Below are 25,665 nucleotides of genomic sequence, written 5' to 3'. Positions count from 1 at the left end.
CAGGGGCGCGGCAATTCCACGCAGCACCTTCGCACAGGAGTATCACCTTTAAACGATGAGGTTATGGGCCGCTGGGGACTGAGCGAGCAGACCGGCGATGACGTCCAGGCTATGCCGCAGTTCATCGCGTGTCCGCGCAGCGCCGAGACCGAGCCGGACGGCTTCCGGTGGGTCGGAGATCGCGAAGGCATCGCTGGCGACGACGCCGATCCCGGCCGTTCGCAGTTGCGCCGTGAACTCGCCGCGGCTCCACCGGGAAGGCAGCTTCAGCCAAAGATGAAAACCCTCGCGATCGGCGAGAAGATCGGCACCACCGAGGCTCTTGATCGCGATCCGCTGGCGCGCGCCGGCTTCCGTGCGGATCGCTGCCAGGACCGCCTGCGCCGTTCCCTCCTCCAGCCAGCGCGTGGCGATGGCCGCGGAAAGCGGAGACGTCATGCCGACTGTCGCTCGAATCGCCCCTTCGAGGCGGACGGCCGCCGATCGGTCAGGCGCGGCCAGATAGGCGATGCGGAGCGCCGGCGAGAGGCACTTGGCAAGGCCTGCTATGTGAAAGACGAGGTCCGGCGCGAGCGCGGCCAGCGGGGGAACGGGGTTCGCGGGCAATGCGCCGTAGGCGTCGTCCTCGATTACGACCACGCCATGGCGGCGTGCGATCGCCACGATCGCCTCGCGGCGTTCGAGCGGAAGCGTCGCGGTCGTCGGATTGTGAAGGGTCGGATTGCAGTAAAGAGCCTTCGGCTTGTACCGGGCGCACGCCTCCTCGAAGGCGTCAGGCAATATCCCGTTGCGGTCGATCCCGACGCTCACGAGTTCGATACCCATATGCGCCGCCAGTGAGCGGAGGCCGGGATAGGTAAGCGCCTCGGCGCAGATCCTGTCGCCCTTCGTCGCCAGCATCCCGACGCTCGCAAGCAGAGCCCCTTGCGCTCCTGTACAGACGACCAACCGATCGGCTTGAAGATCGCCGAGCCGCGGCTTGAGCCAGGCCGCACCCGCAGCCCTGTCCCGCTCCGCGCCGCCGACAGGCTGATAGCGCATCAGCAGTTCGGGACCACGCTGATCGAGAGCCGCAACATCCGCCCACATCTTCTCCGACAGGGCCGGGTCGTCGAAGAGCGGCGGCAGGTTCATGCTCATGTCGACGAGACTGCCCGCCAGACCGCCCGAGGAGGGACGTACCGCGCTCCTCCGCCGAGCCGTGACATAGGTACCCTGCCCCACGCGACCTTCGACCAGGCCGCGCCGGCGCGCTTCGTTGTAGGCTCGGCTGACGGTTGTAAAGTCGATGCCGAGCGCGGCCGCCAGAGCGCGCTGCGGCGGCAGGCGCACTCCATCCTCCAGCCGGCCCGCCGCGATGTCCGCGGCGATCTCGTCGGCAATTGCGAGATACAGCGGCCCTCCCGCCCTGCCGAGGGCCGGCACCCAGGAAACCTCCACGCGATCCACGGCCATCGGAGCCTTTCGAGTTCTTGCAATGTATGGATATTGCATGGACCCCAATTGGCGCGCAAGATCGTCCTCGAGAGAGAGTTGGCGCGTGCGCGGCTGTCGGTCGCATGCCTGCCCCGCGGGAGCCGCCAACGTCACGCGATATAATCGATCTTTGCCCAAAATGCTGTGCCGGGATATATATCCAAGGGCATATGGTGCAAGCGGTATGATGACGATAGTCTCTGTGGCGTACTTGAAGCATAGACATCAGCATTCATCAAAATTTGAAGCGATCACGCGCCACCCGGCGCCTTGCCTTTATTAATATTGGCCTCGGCCCTCTTTTCATTGACGTGGGCAGAAACATGCAAACGCGACGCGTTATCGAGATTGTCCAGTCTGGCGGCTACCTGCCTGCTGAACTGATCTTGACCGGCTATTGGGCAAGCCAGTCCGGTCTCGTAGTTTTCATTCTCAACGGTGTTACCCCTAGGGCCGTGGATTTGGTCCTGGACCCGATCGTAGTAACTCTGCCGTTGACGATCCCCGGCGTGCTTTACGTCGACGTCAGGGACAAGACCCGCGTTCGCGACGCAGTGCTTTTCGCCGAGGAAATTTATGCCGCGACCAGATTTTTCCGTCGCCTGGCAGTTCGCTGCGGCATAGCTTCCAAGCTCATCGCGCCCGTTGGCATGGCCATTTCAAGGCTGGAAAGCCGCACCCTGTCCGAGAGAGACGCCCGCACGCCTGACGCAAAGCCACAGGCTGCCACGCCTGCCCGCACTGGAAACCGCCTCGGCTGGCGTGCCACTGATGCGGCCGGAAGGACCTCTTTTCAGTTGCAAACGTCCGACAGCTGTATCTGACGCAAATCTGCGCAAGGTTGGGATGAGGAAAGTATGTGCGGTTTCCGCCCGCATCCCGCTCAAACTTCCTGGAATCGATCACGTTCATGTTTTTAGGTCGACCCGACCTAAAAACATCGTGATCTAGTCGAGCTCAAAGCGCTCTTTGTAGTCCTGCCGCAAGTTCGAGGGCTGATCTTCTTTCCGCAAGAAGCAGTTGCCCACCACAAGGCATTCGATCTCGGTTCCCATGAAGCAGCGGAAAGCATCCTCCGGGGTGCAGACGATCGGCTCACCGCGGACGTTGAAGCTGGTGTTGACCAAGACGGGACAGCCGGTTCGCTGTTTGAACGCGCTTAACAGTTCCCAATAGCGTGGATTGGTGTCGCGATGGACCGTCTGCACCCGGGCGGAATAATCTACATGCGTGACGGCTGGGATACCTGATCGCGGAACGTTCAGGCGGTCTATGCCGAACAATGCCGCCTCGTCGGCACCGAGAGGCAGCCTGTGGCGATCGAGTACGTCGCCGACAAGCAGCATATAGGGGCTGTCGACGTCGACATCGAACCACTCCGCCACGTCCTCGCGTCTGACGGAGGGGGCAAAGGGGCGGAAGCTCTCCCGATATTTGACCTTCAGGTTGAGCGTCTTCTGCATCGTCGGCGAGCGCGGATCGCCCAGTATCGACCGTCCACCCAGGGCCCGCGGTCCGAACTCCATGCGCCCCTGCATCCATCCGACCGCCTTCTCATCGACGATCGCGTCAACGGTACGGGCGATCAGATCGTCGTCGCTCAAGACCGTGTAGACCGCGCCACTGGCAGTCAGCCGCTTCTCGACCTCCCGTTGGTCGAAAGCCGGGCCAAGATAGGCACCTGTCATGCGGTCTCGACCGTCTGGGGATCGCCCGTTACCGAGATAGCCGTGCCACGCCGCCAACGCCGAGCCGACCGCCCCGCCCGCATCACCAGCCGCCGGCTGGATCCAGATGTCGTCGAAAATCCGCTTCTTGAGGAGCTTGCCGTTTGCAACGCAATTCAGCGCAACGCCACCGGCGAGACAAAGGTGACGCTCGCCGGTTTCCTGACGGGCAAAACGGGCGAGCTTCAGAACGACTTCTTCCGTGACCGCCTGCACCGAAGCGGCGAGATCCATCTCGCGCTGGGTCAGGGGCGATTCCGGTCTTCGTGGTTCGGCGCCAAACAGTTCATGAAAGGCAGGAGACGTCATGGTGAGACCGGCGCAGTAGTCGAAATAGCGCTGGTCGAGGCGGAACGAACCGTCCTCCTTCAAGTCGATCAGGTGATCCAGTATTTTCTGTACGAATAACGGGCGTCCATAGGGTGCCAGGCCCATCACTTTATATTCGCCGGAGTTGACCTTGAAACCCGTATAGTAAGTAAATGCGGAATAAAGCAGACCCAGCGAATGTGGGAAGCGAATTTCCTTAAGTATGTCGAGGTCCTTGCCGCGGCCATGCCCCAGCGACGTGGTGCACCATTCTCCGACTCCGTCCATCGTCAACACCGCGGCGCTCGCAAAAGGCGACGGAAAGAAGGCACTGGCCGCGTGCGCCAGATGATGCTCCGTGAACAGGAGCGAGCCGGGCCATTCCTTCACTCCGGCAAGCTTGCCTAGATACCTGCGCAACAGCTTCTTTTGAAAAAGCTTTTCCTTGATCCAAAGCGGCATCGCCATCCTGAAGGAGCGGAAGCCGCGCGGACTTGTGGCGAGGTAGGTCTCCAGCAACCGTTCGAACTTCAGGATCGGCTTGTCGTAGAAGACGACATGGTCGACCTCCGTCATTTCGCACTCGGCGGCAGACAGGCAATAGGCCACTGCATTGGCAGGAAAGTCGGCATCGTGCTTCTTGCGGGTGAACCGCTCCTCCTGCGCCGCGGCGACGATGCGTCCGTCCTCAATCATCGCTGCCGCGCTGTCGTGGTAAAACGCCGAGATACCTAGAATACGCATGGGACCGGCCGGCTCAGAACAAGGTGTAGATGAACGGTGCCACCGCGGTACCCTGCGTCAGCACGACCAATGCGCCAAAGACGCCGAGGACGATGAAGATCGGCAGCAGCCAGAACTTCTTGCGGATACCCATATAGGTCCAGAGTTCGCGTACCAGTTCCATCCCGTTTCCTCCACTCGTGAACCCGAACGATCAGAACTGATTGCGCATCGTCGCCGGGTCAGGTTCGTTTTGTTCCCGCGTCGTCCAATATGTGTCGGCAGACTTGTCCAAGGAGGCTGCGAGCGGATCGTAGCCGCGCCACTTCAGGAACAATCCCATAGGCACGATGGCCGTGCCGTAGATCAGCAGCATCACAACAGGATTGACGACCTTGAACATCAGTAGACCGAGCCGCATCCAAAGCCGGTTCGGTACCGAAAGTGAGTTGGGGAAAGCAAGCGCCAACAGGACAAGGACCATACCGATAGCGGCAAGTCCTACGGAGATGGACGATAGTGACCCGGTGATCAGCCACCTCACGAGCACGATACCAAGGAGGATGCCGCCAACGGTATAGCCGAAGCTCCGGTTCGACGGCCCCTCCACGGTGTGTCCCGGAAAGGATTCATGCGAATTGTTCATTGGGCACTTCCCAGACGGCGAGTGCTAATATCTATGCAAAATACTACTGATTGCGAATTGCGGTCGCGTTGTTGCAATAAAATAGATAAGACAAAGCGTATAGAACAAGGGGCAATCCTTCGGGTCAATATACCATTGGATATAGGAGCACCCTTCACCCGCGCCGCCGAAACGCAGCTGGCAGCGTTACACGCGCCGCCACGCACACTTCAAACCTCCCCAAATTTTGGTTGAGACTCATTCGGAAAAAATTCGTATATTCGCGACGAAAGAATACGCGCACAGGTTCTATTCTGAAGCAATTTATTTGAGTTCCATCAAAAGGGATTAAGACTTTTATCAGCCAAGACGTCACTTAAGACGAGCAGGATAAGAGGCTCCGAGCGAGGCGTCCCCGCAAGTCCCTAATTTGCTTAACGATTTGCGAGAGAGGGTATAACATCATGACAAAGCGGCATCTCGGGCTTGCAGTATGCGTGCTTCCCGCCCTGTATCTGTTGCTGAGTCCCCTCTACGCGTTGCTGCATTACCACGTGTTCGCGGCAGAAGCCCCGCACTTCATCCGCTACGTACTCGTCCCTGGTCTGCTTGCGGCAGCGTTCATCGCGGTGGGCCTGTTTGCGAGGCCCAATTTGTCGGTCCTTGCGGGTGTCTGCGGTTCGAGCATGTTGCTGGGCCTTTTCCTTTTCGAGGCGATGCATACGGTCTCGGCGGTGACCGTCCGCTTGGGAATGTTCGGCCAACTCAGCGAAGCGCAGGCCGAGACGCTCAGGCGCAACGAGAATATGGTTCCCGGCTTCACACTGAGATACCTGAACCGTGTCTCCGGCACCGACGAACTGCCCAAGGCGCTGCTGTCGGGCTTCCCCTCGGCGCAAGTGGTGCTGTGCACGTCCGGCAACGGCCTCGTGAGCTACACCGCGGACCGACACGGCTTCAACAATCCCGACCATGTCTATGACGGCCAGTTGGACCTGATGCTTCTTGGAGACTCTTTCGTAGAGGGCTTTTGCCTGCCCCCGGGCGACGACCTCGCTTCCCGGCTGCGGGCCGGCGGCATCAGTGCCGCGAGCATAGGCATACGCGGAAACGGCCCCCTGACCGAACTCGCAACACTCGGCCGCTTTGGCGCCATTTTGCGCCCCCGCCGTGTGATGATGGTCTTCTTCGAAGGCAATGACTGGGAGAATTTAGAACGCGAACTTGCGGTGCCGTGGCTCCGCACGGCGCTGTCTCCGGATGCGGATTTCGGTTTGCAATCCACCGTGCAGGAATCCATGCACGAGGCCCGAAACGCATTGACAGAACACAAGAACACCCCGGTGACGGGCTTGGACCTTCTCACGAGGACAGCTTTGTTCCGCAATTTTGTCGCCCTGCAGCAAACCCTCACGCGGCTCGGGCTGGTTTATCCGAAGATCACTCCGAGCAACCCGGAGTTCAGACGCATCTTGCATCGAGCGAAGGAACTTACCGCGAGTTGGGGCGGCTCCTTCACCCTGATCTACGTGCCCAGGATAGATCGTTTCATGGGTCCGTTCTCATCCGATCGGCCCTTCGACCCACTGAGGATGAAAGTCCTCGATGCCGCCGCGGCGGAAGGGATCGAGGTTATTGATCTCAATGAAGCGATCCGCGCCCAAGCCGAACCCCTTCTGATGTATGCACCCGATGCCCATTTCAGTCGGGCGGGAGCCGAGTTCGCGGCGCATGAAATCCAGCGCCACGTGGTCGCTGCGGCACCCGGCGCTCGGGAAGTCGTAAAAAACGAGTAATACGGAGGCTCGCAGACGGTATGCCACAGCCGGATGAGGAAGAGGAGAGTTTGAAGTCCTCCGTCAGCGCTGACCGAGCTGCAGCCTTTGGGCGAGATTGGCGAGTTCCACGCGGGTCTGGATGTCGAGCTTCCTGTAGACGCTGTGAAGATGGAGTTTGACGGTGCCCGGGGATATTCCGAGCCTGGCGGCTATTTCGCGGCTGCGCAGCCCCGAGGCGGCCAGACGCGAAATCTCCAGCTCGCGGGGCGTCAATTTCTGCAAGATCGAGCGGCGTTCGGCGTCGCGTTCCCGGATCCGGCTGACCACCGCATTCAAACCTTGACCAGCGACATAGGTGCGCCCCGCCACCACTGACCGGATGCAATCGACAAGAGCGCTCTGGGCCTGTCCCTTGAGGACCACGCCACTGACGCCATTTCGTGTCGCCTCGGCAAGTTCTTCATCGTTCATTTCAACTGCGAGGATGACGCAGGACAAGTCGGGTCGATCGCGGGTGAAGCGGTGAACGAGCTCCAACTCATCCATCTCCGGCAGGTTTAGATCGGCGACCACGAGATCGACGGGATTCGCAGAGACGACCTCGATCGCATCCGAGGCGGTTCGGCACGCTGCAATCACTTGCCACCCCGGCTCGGCATCGATCAGGCGGCACAGTTCGTCCAGGTCCGTCGGAGGATCGGCGACCACAACGATGCGCGGGCCGATGGATGAGCCGGGATGTTGATGGTCGTCCTTGTCCATTGCCCACCGAGATAAGGGGCCCCGCTCCGGGACACTACTAGCCGGGCCTGAACCGGCGATTGGTTTCGCTCGGCATGAGGTCCTTGAACATCCTCGGCACGATGGTCATCGCACCGTAAACGCTAAGGTGGTCGTCGTCGGAATACAAGGGGATGCCGTTCTTCTCGACAGCGCAGACCGGATTACAGAGGAGCGGCACGGCGCTGACGCGCTGTACGCCCGGGTCTTCGTCGGCAATCGCCAGGACCGAATTCGCCTTGGCGCTGCGTGCATCGACCGCCTGCCGCGTTGGCGGAGGCGGCAGGTCGGCATCGATGAGGCGGTGCAGCCCCAGCGCGTGCGGAACGGACCAGCCGATCTCCGGTATCCCGTCCACGATGACGACGTGCCGCCCCGTATCGCGGATCTCCCGAACCGTCCTCAAAAACTCGCTCTTGAAAATCTCGTAGTTTTCGGCGGTGCCGTGGCTCGCCTCCTCGAAGTCCACACGGTCGAGCACTGCCGGGCGCCCCGTCTCGCCAGGATAGCGCTTGCCGTTCGCTGCGAGCGGCCAACGGGCGCTCAGGACGACGACCGGAAAATCGCTGCTTTGCTCCAGCATGGTCATGATGGCCTCGTTGAAGGCGACGCAATCACGGCTGTGTTTTTGATCCACCCGCTGCACGCCGAGGATCGGCGGGCATGCGCCTTTGAAGGCGACCGCGCCGCCTCGTTTCCGGCCGTCCATCAGGAAATCGAGGCCCGACATCAGCGCTCCTGCATGGGAGTCACCCCACAGGAGCACATCGTTCCTGCGATCGGAGAGCGGACTTGCTTCGCCTTCGATGCGGCACAGTCCGTTCTTAGGCAGCTTGCCGTCACATCGGCTGCGGCGCGCGTCGACATCGCGGCTCCCGGCGTAGGCAAGCCGGACATCGTTCGGAAGCCGCTCCGGAAAACCCTCCCGCAGGTCTACGAGTACTGAAACGACCGAGAGGACGGCAGCGCCACCGAGCGCGGAGGCGAAAATACGTTGCGGCGAAAATCCAACCGGCGGCCGACGACGGAAGGGCCTTTCGACCAAACGCCAGCTCGCGAAGGCGCAGGCGAAGGAGAGGCCTATTGCAAATGAAGCCTGCGTGTAAGGAAGATCCAGCGTACCGAGGGTCAAACGGAAATAAACGATGATCGGCCAATGCCAAAGATAGAGGGAATAGGAGACGAGGCCGATCGTCACCGGCACCGGGCTGGACAGAATGCGCGCCACAGCCGTCTGCCGTTGCTCACCCGACCAGAGCAGCGCCAGGGCTCCGAAGCATGGCAGCGCGGCGGCGACGCCGGGAAACGGCGTCGCGGGGCCATAGAGCACGACGGCGATGAAGATTGCCGCGATCCCCGATAGCGCGACCGCCTCGACCAGCCGCGCGTTCCGGCAGGCCGGAAACACGCCGAGCGCCAGGAGCATGCCAAGTCCAAGCTCCCAGGCCCGCGTCGGAGCGAAATAGAAACTCTCCTGCGGATAGGGACCCGTGGCCCAGACGGAAAGCAGGAAGGAGAGGATACAGAGACCGACAAGCGCACCGAGAACGGCCCGGCGCGGCTTCCCGTAGAGCCACCACAGGAGCAGCGGCAGGACGACATAGAACTGCTCTTCGACGGCCAGCGACCAGGTATGAAGCAGCGGTTCCAAGTCCGCACTCGGCGCGAAATAGCCGGAGGTCGAGAACCAAAACCAGATGTTCGACGCGAACATCATCGTCGCCAATGCAGAACGCGCAAGGCCGACCAGCATGTCCGGCAGAAGGAGAAGCAAACCGGCGGCAAGGCATGTCGCCACCACGACGAAAAGCGCCGGCAAAATTCGGCGGGCACGCCGCTCGTAAAACCTGGCAAGCGAAAAGCGCCCTTCGGCAAGCTCCTTGTGGAGTATTCCCGTGATCAAGAAGCCCGATATCACGAAGAAGATATCGACACCCACGAACCCACCGGAAAAGCCCGGAATGCCTGCATGATACAAAACGACCGGAAGGACTGCGATCGCCCGCAGTCCGTCAACATCCTTTCGGTACTCCATGTGAGTGGCCCTCTGAGCACCTGCAATAATTTATTCGAAATAACTCAATCTATAACGCTGTAAGGTGAACTCTATAATACAACTAAGCGCCGAACTGAATTCAATTGTGTAGGCGCGCGAGTTTTTAAGCCCGCTCGCTGTCGGCGAGTGGCCGGCGCAGTTCGATACCGGAAGAAACATGCGCGCGCGGCCGCTCGTCGAAGTGGCGCGCGACCTATAATGCGCGTCCGTCTCACTGCATCCCGATCGGATCCCTAAGCCGTCTCGCCGCAGGCGCGGCGGAAGCGGCGTACGGTCTCGGCCATTCCGTATTCGAGCGCATCGGCCGTCAGCCCGTGTCCGATCGAGACTTCGGCGAGTTCGGGAATGTGTTCGACGAGCAACGGCAGGTTGGCGACGGTCAGGTCGTGGCCGGCATTGACGGCCAGGCCAAGGCCGATCGCGATCTCCGCAGTGCGGCCCAGTTCGATCGCGATCCGCTCCGCTTTCTCCGGATCGTCGTAACAGCCGCCATAGGGTCCGGTATAGAGTTCTATGCGGTCGGCCCCGGTCTCCTTCGCAAGCTTCAGCGCCTCCGGGTCGGGAATGCCGTCGGCAAACAGCGAGACGCGGAAACCTCTTTTCTTCAGCCGCCCGACGACGTTGCCGAGCAGGTTATGGCTCTTGCGAAAATCCCAGCCATGGTCGGAGGTCGCCTGCGCCGGATCGTCCGGCACCAGTGTCACCTGTTCCGGTTCGTGCCGCTCGACCAGTTCGAGAAACGCCTCGTTCGGAAAGCCCTCCATGTTGAATTCCGCAGCCGGAAACTCGTCGTCGATCAGGTCGCGGATCGGCTGGAGATCGGAAAAGCGGATATGCCGCTGGTCCGGACGCGGGTGAACGGTCAGTCCGCTCGCCCCCGCCTGCAGGGCGGTGCGACCAACGCCGGTCACGGATGGCCAGGGGAGATCACGCCGGTTGCGCAGCATGGCGATGGCATTGAGATTTACGGAGAGCTTTGCAGGCATATCGGAACTTTCAGACGAGACGCCCCAATTGCACGAGGGGCCGAATGATGGCTACGGCGCTGTTCTACCGCAGTTTTCAGGAAACAGGAATCGCTCATTCGCGGTTCTGCGCAGCGCGTCTCTTTGACAGCGGTCAGATACGTTGATATCAACTTAATCGCCGAGCGCACCATATCGAACCGGAGGAGTGAGACATGACCATGCAGACGACGCCGATCGCCGCTAAGGAGCTGGCAGCGCGAAACCGCGCCCGCTTTCCCAACGAAAGTGCCGACTACCGCCGGGCGCGCAATGCGCTTCTCGCCGAGGAGATCGAATTGAGGCGCCACATCGAGCGGGTGTCGGAGATGCGCAGGCGACTGCCGCCGGGCGGCGAAGTGACCAAGACCTATCGTTTCGAGAGTGAGAACGGACCCGTCACACTTGCCGATCTCTTCGGCGACAAGAATACCCTCATCATCTACAGCTATATGTTCGGACCGCAGCGCGAGAGGCCCTGCCCCATGTGCACCTCCCTGATGGCCGGCTGGGAGGGAAAGGTGCCCGATATCGAGCAACGCGTGGCACTCGCCATGGTCGCCCGTTCGCCGGTGGAGAGACTGCTCGCTGCAAAGAAGGCCCGCGGCTGGACACAATTGAAGGTCTATTCCGATAGCGACGGCGCCTTCACCCGAGACTATGTCAGTGCCGAGGATGAGGACGTTCCGGGCTACACGGTCTTCACGCGTAGAGACGGAACGATCCGGCATTTCTGGAGTGCGGAGATCAGCGGCGAGATGGCCGATCCGGGCCAGGACCCGCGCGGCGCACCCGATCCCGACCCGTTATGGACCCTGCTCGACACCACGCCCGAAGGCCGGGGTGCCGACTGGTACCCGAAACTCGAATATAGCAGCGGCGGATGATCCGGCCGTCTTAGGGACCGTCGCTGCCCGTCCATAGAGGACCGCGCAGGCGACGGTCGCGCGCGCCCGCGAATCGATGCATTTCTGCTGCTCAGCCTGAAAAAAACGCGCTTTCTGGCGCGCGGCCTGACAACCACCATCTTTGGGCCTAAGTTCCGAATCAGGTTAAGGTTGCTTATGTTCTAAAACATTTTTCCGGCATTGAGCCGCATCTTCTCTTGGAGCCATCGATGACGCCAGCCGAAAGGCCATGCAACGAGACGATCCGGCGAGCGCTCGCCCGGATTCTCGACAGCAATGGCTTTCAGCGCTCCGAGCGGCTGCGCGCGTTTCTCGCCTATGTGGTGGAAAAGGAGATGCTCGGTGAAGGCGCCCAGTTGAAGGGCTACTCGATCGCCATCGATGTTTTCGGACGCAGTCAGACCTTCGATGCGGACAGCGATCCGCTTGTCCGCGTCCATGCCGGCAAGCTGCGCAAGCTGCTCAAGGCCTTTTACGAAACGGACGGCGCCGACGAAGAATGGCAGATCGTCATGCCAAAGGGGACCTATGTGCCGGAGTATCGCCGGCAGTCGTCCAGTGTGCCTGTGGCTTCAGGTCACGATAGCGCGGGCGCCCGCAGCCGGCAGTCCGGGCGCAGGCCGCCCTGGCAGCCCGCCCCCTTCTCCTCTCCCTGGGCCGTGCTCACGGTGCTGCCGCTTCTCCTTTTTGCTCCTCTGCCGGAATCGGAAATGTCGCTCGACATCGATGCCGAGGCCAAGCTCGTCAATGGTCCGATGGCCGCGGTCCGGGGGCTTCCCTCCGTCAGCATCAGCGTGACCGGCCCGCAGCACAAGAGCACCGGGCGATTTGCCGCCCAGTTGCGCGAGGCGGCGCTTCGACATGGAACGCTTGCGAAGGCAAGCGCGTCCGACGGCGGCCGTGAGCCGGCTTCCGGCAATCAGGCGCTAGCATTCTCCATCGCGCTCGCCTGGCATGACGCGCCTGCGCCGGGAATCCGGGTCACGCTTTCCCACGACGGCGAAGGCATTCCCCTGCGCCAGGACTTCATCACCGCGGACAGGCTCGATAGCGAGGGCGACATCCTCTACGAAAGCACCTCGCTTGCGGCGCAGCTTTTCGCTCTGGACGGCGAAATCTATGCTCATGCCGCACTGGAGGGCCTGCAAAGCACGCTGATGCAATGCATGTCGGCGACCGCGCGGTACCGCAAGCTGCTGACGCGCGACAGCTTCCAGGAGGCGTGGAACTGCCAGCAGAAGCTGAAGCCGCTCAAGGGCGACGAGCCCTTCTTCATCCTCTCGGTCAGCAGTCCGCACAAGATCAACGGTCACTGAGCTCTTCACAGGTGGTTCTTCACCCGGCGAGCCGCCCCCAAACGGAAATATGACCAGCTCACAATCACGGCCGACATCATATGTTGCCATTGGTGATCGGTGATCAACTGGCCCGAGAGTTGTTTTCACTCATAGGCAGCGGTAGTATTTACCGACAGTCCGCACGTCTTTTCAGATGGACCGCGCGTTTTGCCGAGAGGCAGCTTCCAATGGAACAGAAGAACCCTCTTCTTACGAGGGAGATATTCGGAAGTCCTTTTCCATTCGACGCCACTTAATGGCGCCTCCTACGATCTGTATTTCATACGGGCGGAATGCTTGGAGGAAGAAATGAAGAATTGCACGATCACTCTCGCTCTCGCAGCCTGCCTCGCCTTATCCGGCTGCCAAACCGCCTCGATGACCGGGGGGCGGACCGGTGAGTTCGGCTGTATCGCGGGCACCGTCGGTGGCGCGGTCGTCGGTGGACTGGCAGGCGCGACCATCGGCTCGGGAACCGGGCAGCTCTGGGCCGTGGGCGGCGGTGCCGTACTCGGCAGCGCAGCGGGCAGCGCCCTGACCTGCACCTGACCCAAAGGAGCAGGGTGATGAAAAGACCAGTCCTCGTGGCGGCGTTCGCGCTTTCCCAGGTGATTGCAGCGGCGGCGCAGGATCAGCCGATGGCCATGAACCAGGGCCAGATGAATCGGCTGGACCGTGACGGGAACGGGGCCGTCGACCGGCCGGAATACCAAGCCTTCATGACCTCGGCCTTCGGGAACCTGGACAGGAACAAGGACGGAAGTCTGCGCTCGGAAGAAGTGGCGCAGGTTCTGAACGCGCAGCAGTTTGCCGCGACAGACGCCAATCGCGACGGGAAGCTTAGCCAAACCGAGTTCCTGAACAGGGTCATGGCCGACTTCAAATCGGCCGACAGAAGCGGCGACGGCAGCCTGCAATAGGCACCGGCGCCGCTCGACGGTTCAGTCGCGATGCCGTTGCGGAGCAAGCGCCATGACCTGCGCATAGGCCATGGGCGACCGGCTGCCGGGCATGTTCTCGTCGAGAACCAGGGTCTTCACGTCGTCGGAGCGGACGTCCAGCGCAATGACGCGCTCGAGTTTGTCGATCTGCCATACGGCATAGCCGAGTTCGGGAACATATCCGCAGTCGCATCCGCAATCCCCGCCGAGGATCTCGCGCGGCTCTTCCGGCAGATACATGATCTGCGGCTTCGGCAACTTGTAGCAATGCCCCTCATAGGCATAGCCGTATATCACGCCGATGCTCTTGATATATCGCTCGCCGCCCTTTTCGAAATTCTTCGCCGGTATGTTGACGCTGACCGGAAGCTGACTGAACTTCAGCTCATCATCGAATATGGCGAGGACGATCTGCTGCTTTAAGATACCGGCGAGAACGTCGTTGTCGACCGTTCCGATCGCCGCCTCCTTCACTATTCTCACGAGCGTATTCAGGTCTTCGTCCCGAAGCGAAGTTTCGCGTAGCGACGACTTGATTCTTTGCCGGATCTGCTCGTCCGTGATCTTGAATATCTCTTCTCGCGTTGCCGGTCGCCCGTAGAGGCGTACTTCGCTCGGATTGTACGTATCGTAGACTGGTCCGGACAGGCCGTCCGGCTCTCTGCCCACACCGGGATGGCTGCTGCAATTGCTCATCTTCCTCTCCTTTTCTGTCCCCTATCTCGAGCTGATGATTTCACGCCATGCGAAATTCGCCTCCAGAACTCCGGCGGCCGTTCCATCGGCAGCCGCAACGATAGCGGCCGCGGCCTGATCCAGCCGCAAGGTGTCTGGATTGACCGACCGCAGCGAAGCTGCAAGGGCCTGCCCCACCGCGTCGCGGGCCGACCGTAGCGCAAGTCCGAAGATCATCGGCTTGATCCGGAAAGCCTCCGCCGTTGTCTCACGGAACCGGTCGAAATCATCCTGCTCCAGATGCCGGAGGTCGATATCGAGCAGCCGGATGTCGGCGCAGCCGCGTGCCACGAGCTCGCGGTGATAGAGTTCCACGATCGAATCGAAGATCGCCCCCACGAATGGCAGTGCGCGGTCATGCACTTCGCGCGTAACCTCGGACATGCGGCGGAAATTCGTGGCGAGACGGATCTGGGTTTCCGGACTCGTCTCGGCGAAGCGGTTGAGCTCGTTGTAGAGCAGGAGGTTCCCTTTCGTCCGCCGGAGCAGCCTGTCGATCGCGGAATCGAAGTGCAGGAACGAGATCAGCGACACAAGATCTGAAAAGGCCTCGGAAAAGGAGAAGAAGTCGTTTCCGCGCGACACAGCCGTCGGGATACCGGTTTCCGAAAGAAAGATGAGATGTCCGGTTTCGTGAGCGATGGTGTCGAAATTGAGCGCGTAGGGCCGCCTTATTCCGTCGATGTCGGAACAGCCAAGCTCCAGGAAGCCGTAGCCTGCCTGGGCGTTGTCCCAGTTCACGAAGGCAACGATCTCGAGCCGCGGAAAGGTCTGGTCGAAGAACCAGCGGACCGGTCTGCCGAGATAACTCTGCCAGATGTTGAGAACGAAATGCACGCACGCATAGGCATGAACCGGAAGGAACGCCCGGGAGTCGGGAGACAGGTTGTCGAAATGCAGATCCGGACCCGGTCCCACCGGTGCGCGGGCGGCGCCGTGAAACGGCGGCAGCCGGTCGAAGCCGTAGGGTTCCTTGTCATCGAGCGGATCGACGACATACATCGTCGCGTCGCTCGGCCCTTCGCCGATCTCGTCCCTCGGTATCGGCAGCCAGACGCGGTCCGGTTTTTCATAGCCCGGAATGAATGGTGGCTGAGGGAAAATCCAGAACCGCGTGCCCAGGCGTGAATCGCCGGACTCGAGGGCTTCGTCTCGAAGCAGACGCATCGCACACTGCCCCCCGGAATGAAAATGCCTAAATTATGGTTTCAATTTATAGGTGTTCACCAAATTCGAGTCAATGCCGCCTGCCTCCAGGTCGCGGAGGAAGGTGTTCGTCGCGATCCAGCCGCCATCTTGCTCTGTGCCACGATGCTGCGCCAGAAGGGTTGGCGCTTGCTGTAGTGCCAGGATCGCGTCGTGCCTCTTCTGTCCGATCATCTGCTGCCGCAGTTCCCTGCTTCTCTCTTGAGCCCAGCCCGCGGCCTGCAAGACCGCAGAAAGCGAGCGCTCCCGAAAATTCATGTCTCGCGCGAGAGTTGTAAGGCGGTCGCGTTCCGAAGGGCTGACAGCACCGAGGCGCGACCACGCGGAAAAGGTTCGCTGCAGGTCGACAAGGGCATCCGTCAAAGGCAGAAAGCCGAGTTCCGGCGGTCCCGAATGTACGGCGACCGCATCGTCGGGCGCAGGGCTGGAAAGAGGACCACGTCCGAAGCGTCGATACCACCTGTAGATGAGACCGACGCCGATCATGCCGAAAGCGTCAAGCTCCGCGGCCCTGAGTGCGCCCATGCTGCCGGCGCCGATGACGACGATCCCTTGCGCCATCGCCCAGAGAATTTCCTTGTGCCGGACAGCCGGTCTGTCCTCGAACTGCCCGTCGATCAGAATCATGGCCCGAGGGCGAAAGGCATGTGCCGCAAGCAGGACATCCCCCTGCGCGGCCGGCTGCAGATAAATCGCGTCGAGGACTTTCTCCGCCTCGGAAAGACGAAGGGTCGGACCGAGAAACACCAGGATCGGATTGTCGCCTCGGCCGGCCATCACACACTCATCGCAGGACGAAAAAGGGAGAGGCTCCGGGAAGAACGGTTCGCACGCAATGGACGCCCGCCTCCTCGTCGACGCCCACGGGAATGGCCAGCACAGGTCCAAGACCGGCTTCGACCACCCGGTCTAGCAATGTACCGGGGTCCGGAATCTTCGCGTACGTCGCCTCTACGGGCTTCGACGCCGCATCGGCGAGGACGAGCTCGCGGGCCTTCGCCACCGCGGCATCGGTGCTCCTGCGGTAATGTTCCCTCGTCTGGTCGTCACGCGCGCCGGAGATCGCCCCTGCCCTGGCCGAGAGCGCCTCCAGCATTGCGCTTGCCGCCGCCATTTCGATGCTTGGCCCGGCGGCGTAGCCTTCCGTCGGCAGCGCAAGGATTGGCTCCCCGTGCCCGGCCTCGACCGTCTGACACCAGACGACGGGAACAGCCGCCGGCGACGGAGCGAGCCACAGTGCAAACGATATTCCGCGAGCGCCCGCGAGCGATCGGATATGATCCACCCCGTCACCGAGTCCGCAGGGCGCAATGCGCCACCGGTCGAAGAAGCCGTGCGTTCCGAATGCGCGTGCGATCGCGTCCCGTTCAAGGCATTCCCATAATCCGTGCAGGAAAGCGCCATGGCGGCTCGTATGGCAGGCAAGCCCGGTGGTCGTCCGCAGAAAGGCGCCGTCATGGGCCGGCTGCGGTTCGCTGTAGCGCGTATGCACAAGTTCCAGCGGCACCGGGTACGCTGAGCCGCCGACGACATCGATACCTTCGATCCAGGCAATTGTCCTTTGCCGCCATTTCCCGCGCCATTCGGGAACCACGAGGTTTTCGAAAAGGCCATCGGTGACTTCGAGTTGGTCGGCCGTCGCCAGAAAGGTCCGCTCCGCCGGAATGGCCTCGGCGAAATAACGCTCGAGCGATTCCATCAGCGCGCCGACTGCCGCCTCGGCCCTCGACAGACCGCGTCCGAGAGATGTGACCTCTGAAAGCGCGGCGGGTCGCACGGCCTGCATCACCGGCAGGCCGAGCCGATCGAGGCCCGTCAGGTCGCCCAGCCGCGTAATGCGGGCGCGGCGGCAGAGTGGCGCCAGGGCGGCGAGACAGCGCTCCAGACTCCCCTCGATCGGGCGATCCGAAAAGGGCGCCTTCCGCGCGGAAACGATCGAGGCATGGAGATCAGCGAGGGCCGCGCGTGCGCCGTCGTTCGATTTCGCACCGTTTCGTTCAGCGCCCGATAACAATGCCGAGCTCCCGCATCGAATGCCTCGCTCTCCTGGTGAGCGCCGTCGCCCCCTGGCTTTCCGCGATTTCAACGGCGCAGCGCAGATCTGCAGCGACGGCATCCTTACGCTCGCCTGCCCGCGCCCGCAGAATTGCGCGGCACCGGTGCAACTCCGCCAGCCAATAGGCGTGGCCGGTTTCCTCCCCCCTGCCGATCGCTTCGTTGACGACCTCGATCGCCGGTTCGATCTTGCCGGCCAGACCCAGCAAGGTAGCGTGCATGCAGAGATAGATCGGCAGATCCGCCACCGCCCCAAGTTCGCGCAGAAGCGACAGACCGTTCTGAAATCTCGCATGGCCACTCGCAAGGCCCGTGCGGTGCGCCTCGGCCCACCCGCTGAAGAGAAGCGACTGACCGGACAGGGACTGCATCTTGTGCCTCTTGGCGAAATCCGCCATTCGCGCCGAAACCTCGGCGAGCCCCGCGAAATCGTCCCGGTAAAAGGCAGACACCGCCTCGGTATCCAGGGAGTGTGCCTTGCTGTGCGCATGCGCGATCCGGTCCGTGAAAGCGATCATTCTCGATAGCGCCGCGTCCGAGGCCTTCGTGCGCCCCGTGAGCCATAGGGAGAGCGCGAGTTGGCCGAGGCCACAGACCTTCGCATCATGCCCGCCGAACTCCGTTCGGCTCTCTTTGGCGCGCTTCTCGTCATAGAGCGCCAGGCCGGCCTTGATCGCATCCTGCGTTTCCCGGTGACGGCCGAGATTGAAATCGATCGCCCAGATGCAATGATTGACCTGAAGCTGAATTTCCGGCTCGTTGGCCTTCGACAGCATCGACCGCACCTCTAGGGCACGGTCGTGCATGACACGGAAGTCCTGTCCTGTGAGCCACCAACCCCAATATATCGGAAACCATTGGGACTGCTCGGACATCGGTCGTCGCCGGGCGATCTCCACCGCGTCCTCATAAAGCCTTCGCGCGGGTTCGGAACTCAGGCCGACCGTTCCTATCAAAATCGGACCGAGGGCCGTCAACGCCAAAAGCTTCAGAGGTTCGGCGGTGTTGCTCTCGCTCATTTGGCCGCAGAGATCCAGGGCATGCTCCAGAAATTGCCTCGCCTCTATCATTGCGGACCGGCTCGAACTCTCCTTTCCCGCGGCGATGAACAAGGGGACAGCCTCTTCGACAAGCCCCGCCCTTTCCGCATGCTCGGCAAGCGCGCCGGTATCGATCCAGGCCGCCATGCCACGCTTTTGGTTGACTGCTGTGAAGAGCCGCCGATGCAGCACCTGCCGCTGCTTGCGCAGCACGGCGTTGTAGATCGTCTCCTGGATCAGCGTATGCCGGAAGCCATAGGCGGTCCGCCCCGGCACCCTTATCCGCGTCAGGAATCCCGTCTCGCAGAGAGTATCGGCTGCGTTCGCAAGCGCGCTCTTGCCGAAATCCGGCAAAAGAGCCCGGAGCAGCGGCAGCGTCACCTGCGTGCCCGCGACTGCCGCCGCGCGCGCGACCTCCCTGGCCGTACCCAACTGCTGCAGGCGGGATTCCAATATCGACTCGAACGCCGACACATGCGACGGGTTGGCGCTCTCCGACAGGCGCATCGTTTCGGGCTCGACATTTTGCGACACCCATTGACAGATCTCCTCGATGAAGAGGGGAACGCCGCCGGATATCCGTTCGGTCGCGTCGAAGAGATCGGGAAGCAACGCCAGGCGGTGCTCCGGCCATTTTGCCTTTATCGCCAGCCTGGTTTCATCCGAATCGAGCGGCCGCAACGCAAGCCGCGTCGGATTGGCGGCGTCGAGCCATTCCGAAGCATAGGAAGGGCGCGACGTGGTAACGAGCAAGACGGGAAATTTTGCAATGATCCTCGCAGCTTCGCCAAGCAGGTCACGGGATGTCGGATCGATCCAGTGGACGTCCTCGACAGCCACCACCGCCGGCCCGCGTCGGCACACGGCTTCCAATGCACGGAGCAGGGCTCGATGAGCCTTCTCGCGAATCGCCTTCGGATCTTCGTTCGACTGCAGACGGCTACCCTGCGCCCCAAGCAGGTAGGAGAAGACGTCGACGACCTCCGCATCCCTGATGCCGTTGCGTTCGAACAGCGCCGCCACGGCGGCGGCCGTCGGACCCATCTGCCCTGCGCTCCCCGACACCGCCTCCGGGAGGTTGTTCAAGAGAGGATGAAGGGTCGAGCGGAAACCGCCGGGCAGGCACTGGAAGAAGAGAAGCTTGGAACGCTTCGCGCGCGTCCGTCTGCGAATTTCCCTGAGAAGACGCGATTTGCCGATGCCGGCGTCCCCCTGAATCAGGACCACGGAGCCTTGTCCCGCAAGAACGCCATCCCAAAGCTTCCCGATGGTATTCAGTTCGTTCTCACGGTTGATCAGCGGCCCGCCCATCCGTCCGAAGGCATAGAAGCGGTCCACCCCCACTTTATGACCGAGCGCGCGCCACACTTTCTCAGGCGCTGCAAAGCCCTTGAGCTCCTTGCTGCCCTGAAACACGAAGGCATAGGATCTGCCTGCAAGATGGCGTGTCTCCTCGGAGACCAGAACGCTGTTCGGCGCCGTGATGGCCTGCAGCCGGGCAGCCATGGCAAGGGCCGCGCCTGTGACCGGTTCGCGAGTCCAGCCTTCGCGGGATCCTTCGAGAACGAGGGCAACGGACGTGGCGATGCCCACGCGGACCTGCAGATCGTCCTGCCCTGCCTCGCGGCCGACGCGCTTGCAGGCCTCGACGATCCCGAGCCCCGCGCGGATTGCGAGCGAGGCGGCGTCCTTCGCCTCGAGTTCGATCGGGAAGAGCGCAACACCGCCGTCGCCGGCCTCGTGCTGCATCACACCGGAATGCGATGCGATGGCTTGCTTCGAGGCAAGCTGAAAGGCGGACATCAGCTCCTGGTAATCCTCGATATCCATCACGTGCATCAGATCGGTCGACCCGACCAGATCATAGCAAAGCGCCGTGACGATACGCCGCTCGCCGCCACGCACGGAAGAACCACCCGGGCGCTTCCCGCGCTCGGCCGCTCGCCGTGGTGTGTTTGTCCGGCTCTCGCGCAGCATGCACCACTCCCGCATTCGCCAGCCAGGTCCGCTCAGACGCGCGGCGCTGCTTATGGGCGACCTGTCTGTCTCGCATTTTCCGACGTGATCCCGACCTGACGTGCGAAAAATATCACCCCTGACTGCACGCGGTGTCGGGACCGACTCGGGGAAGGCTGATGGCCCGTTAGATCAATGTCAATCGGCGGGCAGTTGCAAAACGCGCAACCGGGCAACCTTTCCCCTTCGATGAGCGTTAGGACGCGCCTTCTTGTGTTGCAAAGACAATGCCGTAATCGCAGGCGGTACTGGATTGCCGCACGGTTTGAGCGCAACCTTGAAAAGAAAGACGGCGCAGGCACCCGGCGCCTGGAGGATGATTTTTCGTCAGATCTGCATCAGGAGACGATCGATGGCACGCACTCCCGCGAAATACTGCGATCTCGTCATGAAGGGCGGCATCACCAGCGGTATCGTCTACCCGAACGCCGCTCTGGCGCTTGCGCGGGACTACCGGTTCAAGAATATCGGCGGCACGTCGGCCGGAGCGATCGCAGCTGCGGCTTGTGCGGCGGCTGCAGTCGGAGACCGGCGGAAGCAGATGAAGGCGGCGATCGCTCAACCGGAGGAGCGCGTCGGTTTCGAAGGCCTTGCGAAGGCATCGGCGAATCTCGCCTCGCCCGGCTTCATCAAGGACCTCCTCCAGCCTGCGGCCGGCGCAGGCCAGGCATTCCGCTTGCTCGTCACACTCGCCGGCAACACCGGCGTTCTTCGCAAAGGCGTTGCGCTTCTTGGAAGCGTCGTTCGCATCGCCCCCGTCGAAACGCTGCTGCTGCTCGCGGCACTCGCGGGTCTTGCTTATGCTGTCGGGGGGCAAACAGGCATGATAGCCGCAGCTTTACCGGCTGCGATCTGCGCCTATCTGGGAGGGGCGGTGTTCGCGGTACTGCGCATCGCTCGTGTCCTGCGCCGCAATCTGATGGGCCTCTGTACCGGCACGGCACCGGATCAGCCCGCCCGCCGGCCAAGGATGGTCTTGACCGATTGGCTTCACGAAACCCTGCAGGCACTGTCCGGCAAGGCTTCGGGCCAGCCCCTCACCTTCGACGATCTTTGGGCGGCGGAGCGCTACCCCGGCGAACCGGGCTCCGACCGGGCCGTTACCCTGAAGATGATCACGACTGGCCTATCGCACCAGGAGCCGCGCAGCCTGCCGTTCGAAAGCGCGCTTTTCTGGTTCCGGCGCAAGGAATTCGAAGCGCTTTTTCCGAAGGTCGTCGTCGACTGGATGGTAGAGAAGGCCGGGGAGCCGGTCACCGTGGCGGGTGAGGATTACTATCTGCTCCCGCATGGCGCCGACATGCCGGTCCTCGTCGCAACACGCATGAGCCTCAGTTTCCCCCTCCTGATCAGCGCGGTGCCGCTGTATGAGCCGGCCCGCCGCGAAAGCCTGCCGGGATCCGACGGAGAAAACGAAGCCGAAGATACGACTTCGGACGAGGACGAACAGAAGACCGTATTGGACAGCACGGAAGCCTTGACCACCGGCGGCAAGAAGCGCAGGGCGAGGCCCGCCGCGTTCCGGATCTGCTGGTTCTCCGACGGCGGCATCAGCAGCAATTTCCCGATCCACCTCTTCGACCGAGCGCTGCCGCGGTGGCCCACCTTCGCCATCAATCTCGTTTATCCGGAGACCTCCGATACCGGCTCGCGGCCGGAGGTCTTTCTGCCGGAGAACAACCGGCAGGGATGGCAGCGGCACTATCAGCCGATTGCGCGCAAGTCGGCAGTCCACGAACTCTGCGCCTTCGTCTTCGCGATTGTCGCGACCATGCAGAATTGGCGCGATCTCCTCCAGTCACGCGCGCCCGGGCATCGCGAACGCATCGTCCATGTCTCGTTGAGTCCGCAGGAAGGCGGCCTGAACCTCGCCATGTCGAAAGAGGTCCTCGCGGCCGTCTCGAAAAAAGGCACGGCCGCCGGCGAGGCATTCGCACGGTTCTCCTTCGAGAACCATTACTGGATCCGGTGGCGCAATCTCGCCTCGGCGCTCCAGCGCTACACCATCGATATTGCCGCGAGCGACGCCTACCGGCCGAAAATCCCCGATTACGAGCCCGCCTATGCGCTCGCCCACGACGCCACGTCGAAGCCGCCCTCTTACCGCTTCGCAAGCAAGGCGGAGCGCGAAGAGGCGGCACGGCTTCTCGAAAAGCTGATCGGTGAGGGAGAGAAATGGAGCGGTGAAGGCCCCGACCTGACGAAGACCGCGCCGCGGCCGCTGCCGCAATTGCAGATCGCACCGACTTATTGAAAGAGTGAACGACCGCGCGACAGCCCCTCATCCGCCTGCCGGCACCTTCTCCCCGCAAGCGGGGCGAAGGAGACTCGCGGCGCACGCTCGAGTTCATCGGGACTGAGTGCATGCCGCTTGTCCCTTCTCCCCGCTTTGCGGGGAGAAGGTGCCGGCAGGCGGTTGAGGGGCGAATCCCTAGTGGGGTAAGGGCAAACCACTGGGGCATGAAGAAAGGCCGAGGCCTCACCGCACGATCGTCAACCGCTCCGCGGCGCGTGTGATCGCCGTGTAGAGCCAGCGTTCGCGAGTATCGCGGAAAGCCCAGCTCTCGTCGAAAAGCACGACGTTGTTCCATTGCGAGCCCTGGGCCTTGTGCACGGTCAGCGCGTAGCCGTAATCGAACTCGTCGTAACGCTTGCGCGTGGACCAGGGGATTTCGCCCTCGACGTCCTCGAAAGCCGCCTTCAGGAGCTTGATCTTGGCGGCGCCGCGATCCATGTCGTCGTCTTCCGGGCGGATCATCAGGTTGATCCCTGGCTTGACCGTCTCCTTGGACGAGCTCATCACCTGCCAGAGCGAGCCGTTGAGCAGGCCTTTGGCCGGATCGTTGCGAAGGCATACGAGCTTGTCGCCGGACTGCGGATACTCGCTGGTAAAGCCTTTCAGTTCGCGAAGCCGCTGGTTGTAGCGCCGCCGCGTCCTGTTGGTCCCGACCAGCACCTGGTCGGCTTCCAGCACCAGAGGCTGTGTCACCTGCCCCTTGGAGATGACCTGGGCGGTGCCGTAGTCGCCGTGCATGATCTCCTTGCCCTCGCGCACCTGCATGGCGAGCTGGATGATAGGGTTGTCCCTCGCCTGGCGATGGATATCCGTCAGGAGAAAATCCGGTTCGTGATTGGTGAAGTAGCCGCCGCCGGAAACCGGCGGCAATTGTCCGGGATCGCCGAGAACGAGGATCGGCGTGCCGAAGCTCATCAGATCCTTGCCGAGCGCCTCGTCCACCATCGAGCATTCGTCGACGATCATCAGCGCCGCTTTCGCGACCGGGCTCTGGCGGTTGATCGCGAACATCGGCGCGATCGACGTCTTGCCGGTCTCCTCGTCCTCCACTTCCTCCTCGCCGCGCGGGCGGTAGATCAGCGAGTGGATGGTCTTGGCGTTCGTGGCTCCTTTGGAGCGCAGCACCTGCGCGGCCTTGCCGGTGAAGGCGGCGAACACCACCTCGCCATCCACATTTTCTGCGAAATGGCGGGCGAGCGTGGTCTTGCCGGTGCCGGCATAGCCGAACAGCCGGAAGAGCTGAGAACGGCCTCCCTTCAACCATTGCGAAACGGCCTTCAGGGCCTCATCCTGTTGCGGAGCGAACTGCATGACCTTGAGTGTCAGGATTCGGCCGCCCGGCGCAAGTGCGGATTTGGCCGGCCAGCCGACGAAGCTCGTGAGGCGCGCTGCCATGCGGCGGCCACACGTGCGCAATCACCGACTTTGCGGCCAACTTCCGGCAAAACGGGCTGTGGCACAGTTTTTTGCACTGCACCTTGAATTGGGGCGGCCGATCCTGCTACCAACGGTGCGCTGCATACAGTGTGCAGGAAGCCGCGCCGCCCGCCGGAGAAGACCTTGAAGCCGGAACAGCCCTCAACCCCGATGCTGCCCAAGAACGGCGGACTGGGACGTCTGTCCGCCGTTTGGCAGTGGTGCCTGCTGGCCCTGCTCTCCGCCATCTTCGCCGGCGTCCTCGAAATGATCGGAGTTCCCGCGGGCCTGCTGATGGGGCCGATGATCGCCGGTGCGCTCGTCGGCATGAATGGCGGAACGATCCGGCTGCCGCGACAGCTCTTTTTTTGCGTTCAGGTCGTGCTGGCGATGATGATCGCCGCTTCGATGAGCCCCGATCTTCTCGTGACCTTTTCCGGCAATTGGCTCCTCTTTCTTGCCATCATTCTGTCGGTGATCGGCGTCAGCACGCTCTGCGGCTGGACGATCACCCGGATGGGCATCCTGCCGGGCACGACCGCGATCTGGGGCTCGTCGGCAGGCGCTGCCTCGACGATGCTGCTGATGGCCGATGCCTATGGCGCGGACGCCCGGCTCGTCGCCTTCATGCAATATCTGCGCGTCGTCTTCGTTGCCAGCACTGCGACCATCGTGTCCCATCTCTGGGTGAGCGGCGTCGAAGCCGAAACGGCAACTCACTGGTTTGCCCCGATTGCCGGTTTGCCATTCTTCATGACGCTCGCCATCGGAATCGCGGGCGGCTTCCTTGGCAAGATATTGCGTGTGCCGGCCGGCGCCTTCCTCGTGCCCTTTGCCGTCGGTTCGGCCCTCAACATTGCCGGAACGCTTACGATCGAACTGCCGCAATGGCTGCTGGCGCTCTCTTTCGCGATGCTCGGCTGGAATATCGGCCTCGGCTTCACGCGGGCAATTCTGGCGCACGCTCGCCGCGCCCTGATGCCGACGATCGTCTCCATCGTCGTGCTGATATCCTTTTCCGGTCTTCTTGCGCTGTTGCTCATCAAGGTCGCGGGCATCGATCCGCTGACCGCCTATCTCGCGACCAGCCCCGGCGGACTCGATTCGATCGCGGTCATCGCCGCCTCCAGCAATGTCGATCTTCCTTTCGTGATGGCCTTGCAGACGGCCCGTCTGCTCATAATCACGCTGATCGGCCCCGTCCTCGCCCGCTTCGTCGCCGACCGGGCGTGAATGA

The 25,665-nt window shown here is 62.2% G+C and carries 21 protein-coding genes; 8 read left to right on the top strand and 13 right to left on the bottom strand.

Annotation, left to right across the window (positions count from 1 at the left end):
- Window positions 1-48: 48 nt before the first annotated feature.
- Entirely contained in the window at window positions 49-1,455 is a 1,407-nt protein-coding gene (locus M1D34_RS04710; protein WP_318880225.1) for an aminotransferase-like domain-containing protein, read from the bottom strand.
- Window positions 1,456-1,799: 344 nt separating this feature from the next.
- On the opposite strand from M1D34_RS04710, the gene M1D34_RS04705 reads away from it, so the two are divergent.
- A complete protein-coding gene (locus M1D34_RS04705; protein WP_498780920.1) occupies window positions 1,800-2,300 on the top strand; it encodes a hypothetical protein in 501 nt (166 codons plus the stop codon).
- Window positions 2,301-2,423: 123 nt separating this feature from the next.
- On the opposite strand, the gene M1D34_RS04700 is transcribed toward M1D34_RS04705, so the two are convergent.
- The 3 genes from M1D34_RS04700 to M1D34_RS04690 are packed head-to-tail and all read right to left on the bottom strand — an operon-like array spanning window position 2,424 to window position 4,881.
- Window positions 2,424-4,256, bottom strand: a complete 1,833-nt coding sequence (locus M1D34_RS04700) for a carbamoyltransferase family protein (RefSeq protein ID WP_498780918.1) — start codon at window positions 4,254-4,256, stop codon at window positions 2,424-2,426.
- Window positions 4,257-4,269: 13 nt separating this feature from the next.
- A complete protein-coding gene (locus M1D34_RS04695; RefSeq protein ID WP_010975331.1) occupies window positions 4,270-4,419 on the bottom strand; it encodes a DUF5989 family protein in 150 nt (49 codons plus the stop codon).
- A gap of 30 nt (window positions 4,420-4,449) precedes the next feature.
- Window positions 4,450-4,881 carry a hypothetical protein gene (locus M1D34_RS04690; protein WP_498780915.1) on the bottom strand — a complete coding sequence of 144 codons (432 nt, stop codon included), beginning with the start codon at window positions 4,879-4,881 and terminating at the stop codon, window positions 4,450-4,452.
- A 443-nt stretch (window positions 4,882-5,324) separates the two neighbouring features.
- Here M1D34_RS04690 and M1D34_RS04685 point away from each other — a divergent pair, with 443 nt between their 5' ends.
- Window positions 5,325-6,656 (top strand): SGNH/GDSL hydrolase family protein, encoded by a 1,332-nt coding sequence (locus M1D34_RS04685; protein ID WP_498780914.1) that lies wholly within the window; start codon window positions 5,325-5,327, stop codon window positions 6,654-6,656.
- Between the two features lie 63 nt (window positions 6,657-6,719).
- Here the strand turns inward: M1D34_RS04685 and M1D34_RS04680 are convergent, their stop codons facing one another.
- From M1D34_RS04680 to M1D34_RS04670, 3 genes are all read right to left on the bottom strand, one after another.
- A complete protein-coding gene (locus M1D34_RS04680; RefSeq protein ID WP_498780913.1) occupies window positions 6,720-7,400 on the bottom strand; it encodes a LuxR C-terminal-related transcriptional regulator in 681 nt (226 codons plus the stop codon).
- 37 nt (window positions 7,401-7,437) lie between these two features.
- The gene (locus tag M1D34_RS04675) at window positions 7,438-9,453 is read right to left on the bottom strand and encodes an acyltransferase family protein (RefSeq protein WP_498780911.1); all 2,016 of its coding nucleotides are present in this window, start codon (window positions 9,451-9,453) and stop codon (window positions 7,438-7,440) included.
- 254 nt (window positions 9,454-9,707) lie between these two features.
- The gene (locus M1D34_RS04670; protein ID WP_498780909.1) at window positions 9,708-10,460 is read right to left on the bottom strand and encodes a pyridoxine 5'-phosphate synthase; all 753 of its coding nucleotides are present in this window, start codon (window positions 10,458-10,460) and stop codon (window positions 9,708-9,710) included.
- 194 nt (window positions 10,461-10,654) lie between these two features.
- Between M1D34_RS04670 and M1D34_RS04665 the strand changes: the two genes are divergently transcribed.
- The 4 genes from M1D34_RS04665 to M1D34_RS04650 all read left to right on the top strand — a co-directional run bounded on the left by M1D34_RS04665 (window position 10,655) and on the right by M1D34_RS04650 (window position 13,643).
- Complete coding sequence (locus M1D34_RS04665) at window positions 10,655-11,365, top strand: DUF899 family protein (protein WP_498780907.1); 711 nt, start codon at window positions 10,655-10,657, stop codon at window positions 11,363-11,365.
- A gap of 230 nt (window positions 11,366-11,595) precedes the next feature.
- Complete coding sequence (locus M1D34_RS04660) at window positions 11,596-12,702, top strand: hypothetical protein (RefSeq protein ID WP_498780905.1); 1,107 nt, start codon at window positions 11,596-11,598, stop codon at window positions 12,700-12,702.
- Between the two features lie 330 nt (window positions 12,703-13,032).
- Window positions 13,033-13,272, top strand: coding sequence for a glycine zipper 2TM domain-containing protein (locus M1D34_RS04655; protein WP_003533819.1), 240 nt, complete (start codon window positions 13,033-13,035; stop codon window positions 13,270-13,272).
- A gap of 17 nt (window positions 13,273-13,289) precedes the next feature.
- On the top strand, window positions 13,290-13,643 hold the full coding sequence (locus tag M1D34_RS04650; protein WP_010969693.1) for an EF-hand domain-containing protein: 354 nt from the start codon (window positions 13,290-13,292) through the stop codon (window positions 13,641-13,643).
- Window positions 13,644-13,664: 21 nt separating this feature from the next.
- Here M1D34_RS04650 and M1D34_RS04645 read toward each other — a convergent pair whose 3' ends face one another.
- From M1D34_RS04645 to M1D34_RS04625, 5 genes are read right to left on the bottom strand one after another with little or no spacing between them, the layout of a single operon-like run.
- A complete protein-coding gene (locus tag M1D34_RS04645; protein WP_027990078.1) occupies window positions 13,665-14,360 on the bottom strand; it encodes a hypothetical protein in 696 nt (231 codons plus the stop codon).
- Between the two features lie 21 nt (window positions 14,361-14,381).
- The gene (locus M1D34_RS04640) at window positions 14,382-15,566 is read right to left on the bottom strand and encodes a gluzincin family metallopeptidase (RefSeq protein WP_127598676.1); all 1,185 of its coding nucleotides are present in this window, start codon (window positions 15,564-15,566) and stop codon (window positions 14,382-14,384) included.
- A gap of 33 nt (window positions 15,567-15,599) precedes the next feature.
- Entirely contained in the window at window positions 15,600-16,382 is a 783-nt protein-coding gene (locus M1D34_RS04635; RefSeq protein WP_027992341.1) for a TfuA-like protein, read from the bottom strand.
- A gap of 7 nt (window positions 16,383-16,389) precedes the next feature.
- A complete protein-coding gene (locus M1D34_RS04630; RefSeq protein WP_027992342.1) occupies window positions 16,390-17,619 on the bottom strand; it encodes a YcaO-like family protein in 1,230 nt (409 codons plus the stop codon).
- A complete protein-coding gene (locus M1D34_RS04625) occupies window positions 17,603-20,677 on the bottom strand; it encodes an ATP-binding protein (RefSeq protein ID WP_498780902.1) in 3,075 nt (1,024 codons plus the stop codon). Before M1D34_RS04625 ends, M1D34_RS04630 begins: the two co-directional genes overlap by 17 nt.
- A 391-nt stretch (window positions 20,678-21,068) precedes the next feature.
- Here M1D34_RS04625 and suhR point away from each other — a divergent pair, with 391 nt between their 5' ends.
- Window positions 21,069-22,970 (top strand): RpoH suppressor SuhR, encoded by a 1,902-nt coding sequence (gene suhR / locus M1D34_RS04620; protein WP_498780900.1) that lies wholly within the window; start codon window positions 21,069-21,071, stop codon window positions 22,968-22,970.
- A 225-nt stretch (window positions 22,971-23,195) separates the two neighbouring features.
- On the opposite strand, the gene M1D34_RS04615 is transcribed toward suhR, so the two are convergent.
- Window positions 23,196-24,323 carry an ATP-dependent DNA helicase gene (locus M1D34_RS04615; protein ID WP_498781692.1) on the bottom strand — a complete coding sequence of 376 codons (1,128 nt, stop codon included), beginning with the start codon at window positions 24,321-24,323 and terminating at the stop codon, window positions 23,196-23,198.
- Window positions 24,324-24,572: 249 nt separating this feature from the next.
- Between M1D34_RS04615 and M1D34_RS04610 the strand changes: the two genes are divergently transcribed.
- Window positions 24,573-25,661: an AbrB family transcriptional regulator gene (locus M1D34_RS04610; RefSeq protein ID WP_498780898.1), complete on the top strand. Its 1,089-nt coding sequence runs from the start codon at window positions 24,573-24,575 to the stop codon at window positions 25,659-25,661.
- Window positions 25,662-25,665 lie beyond the last annotated feature (4 nt).

It is taken from the genome of Ensifer sp. D2-11, assembly GCF_054161295.1.
This window is presented reverse-complemented; position numbering and strand designations above follow the sequence as displayed.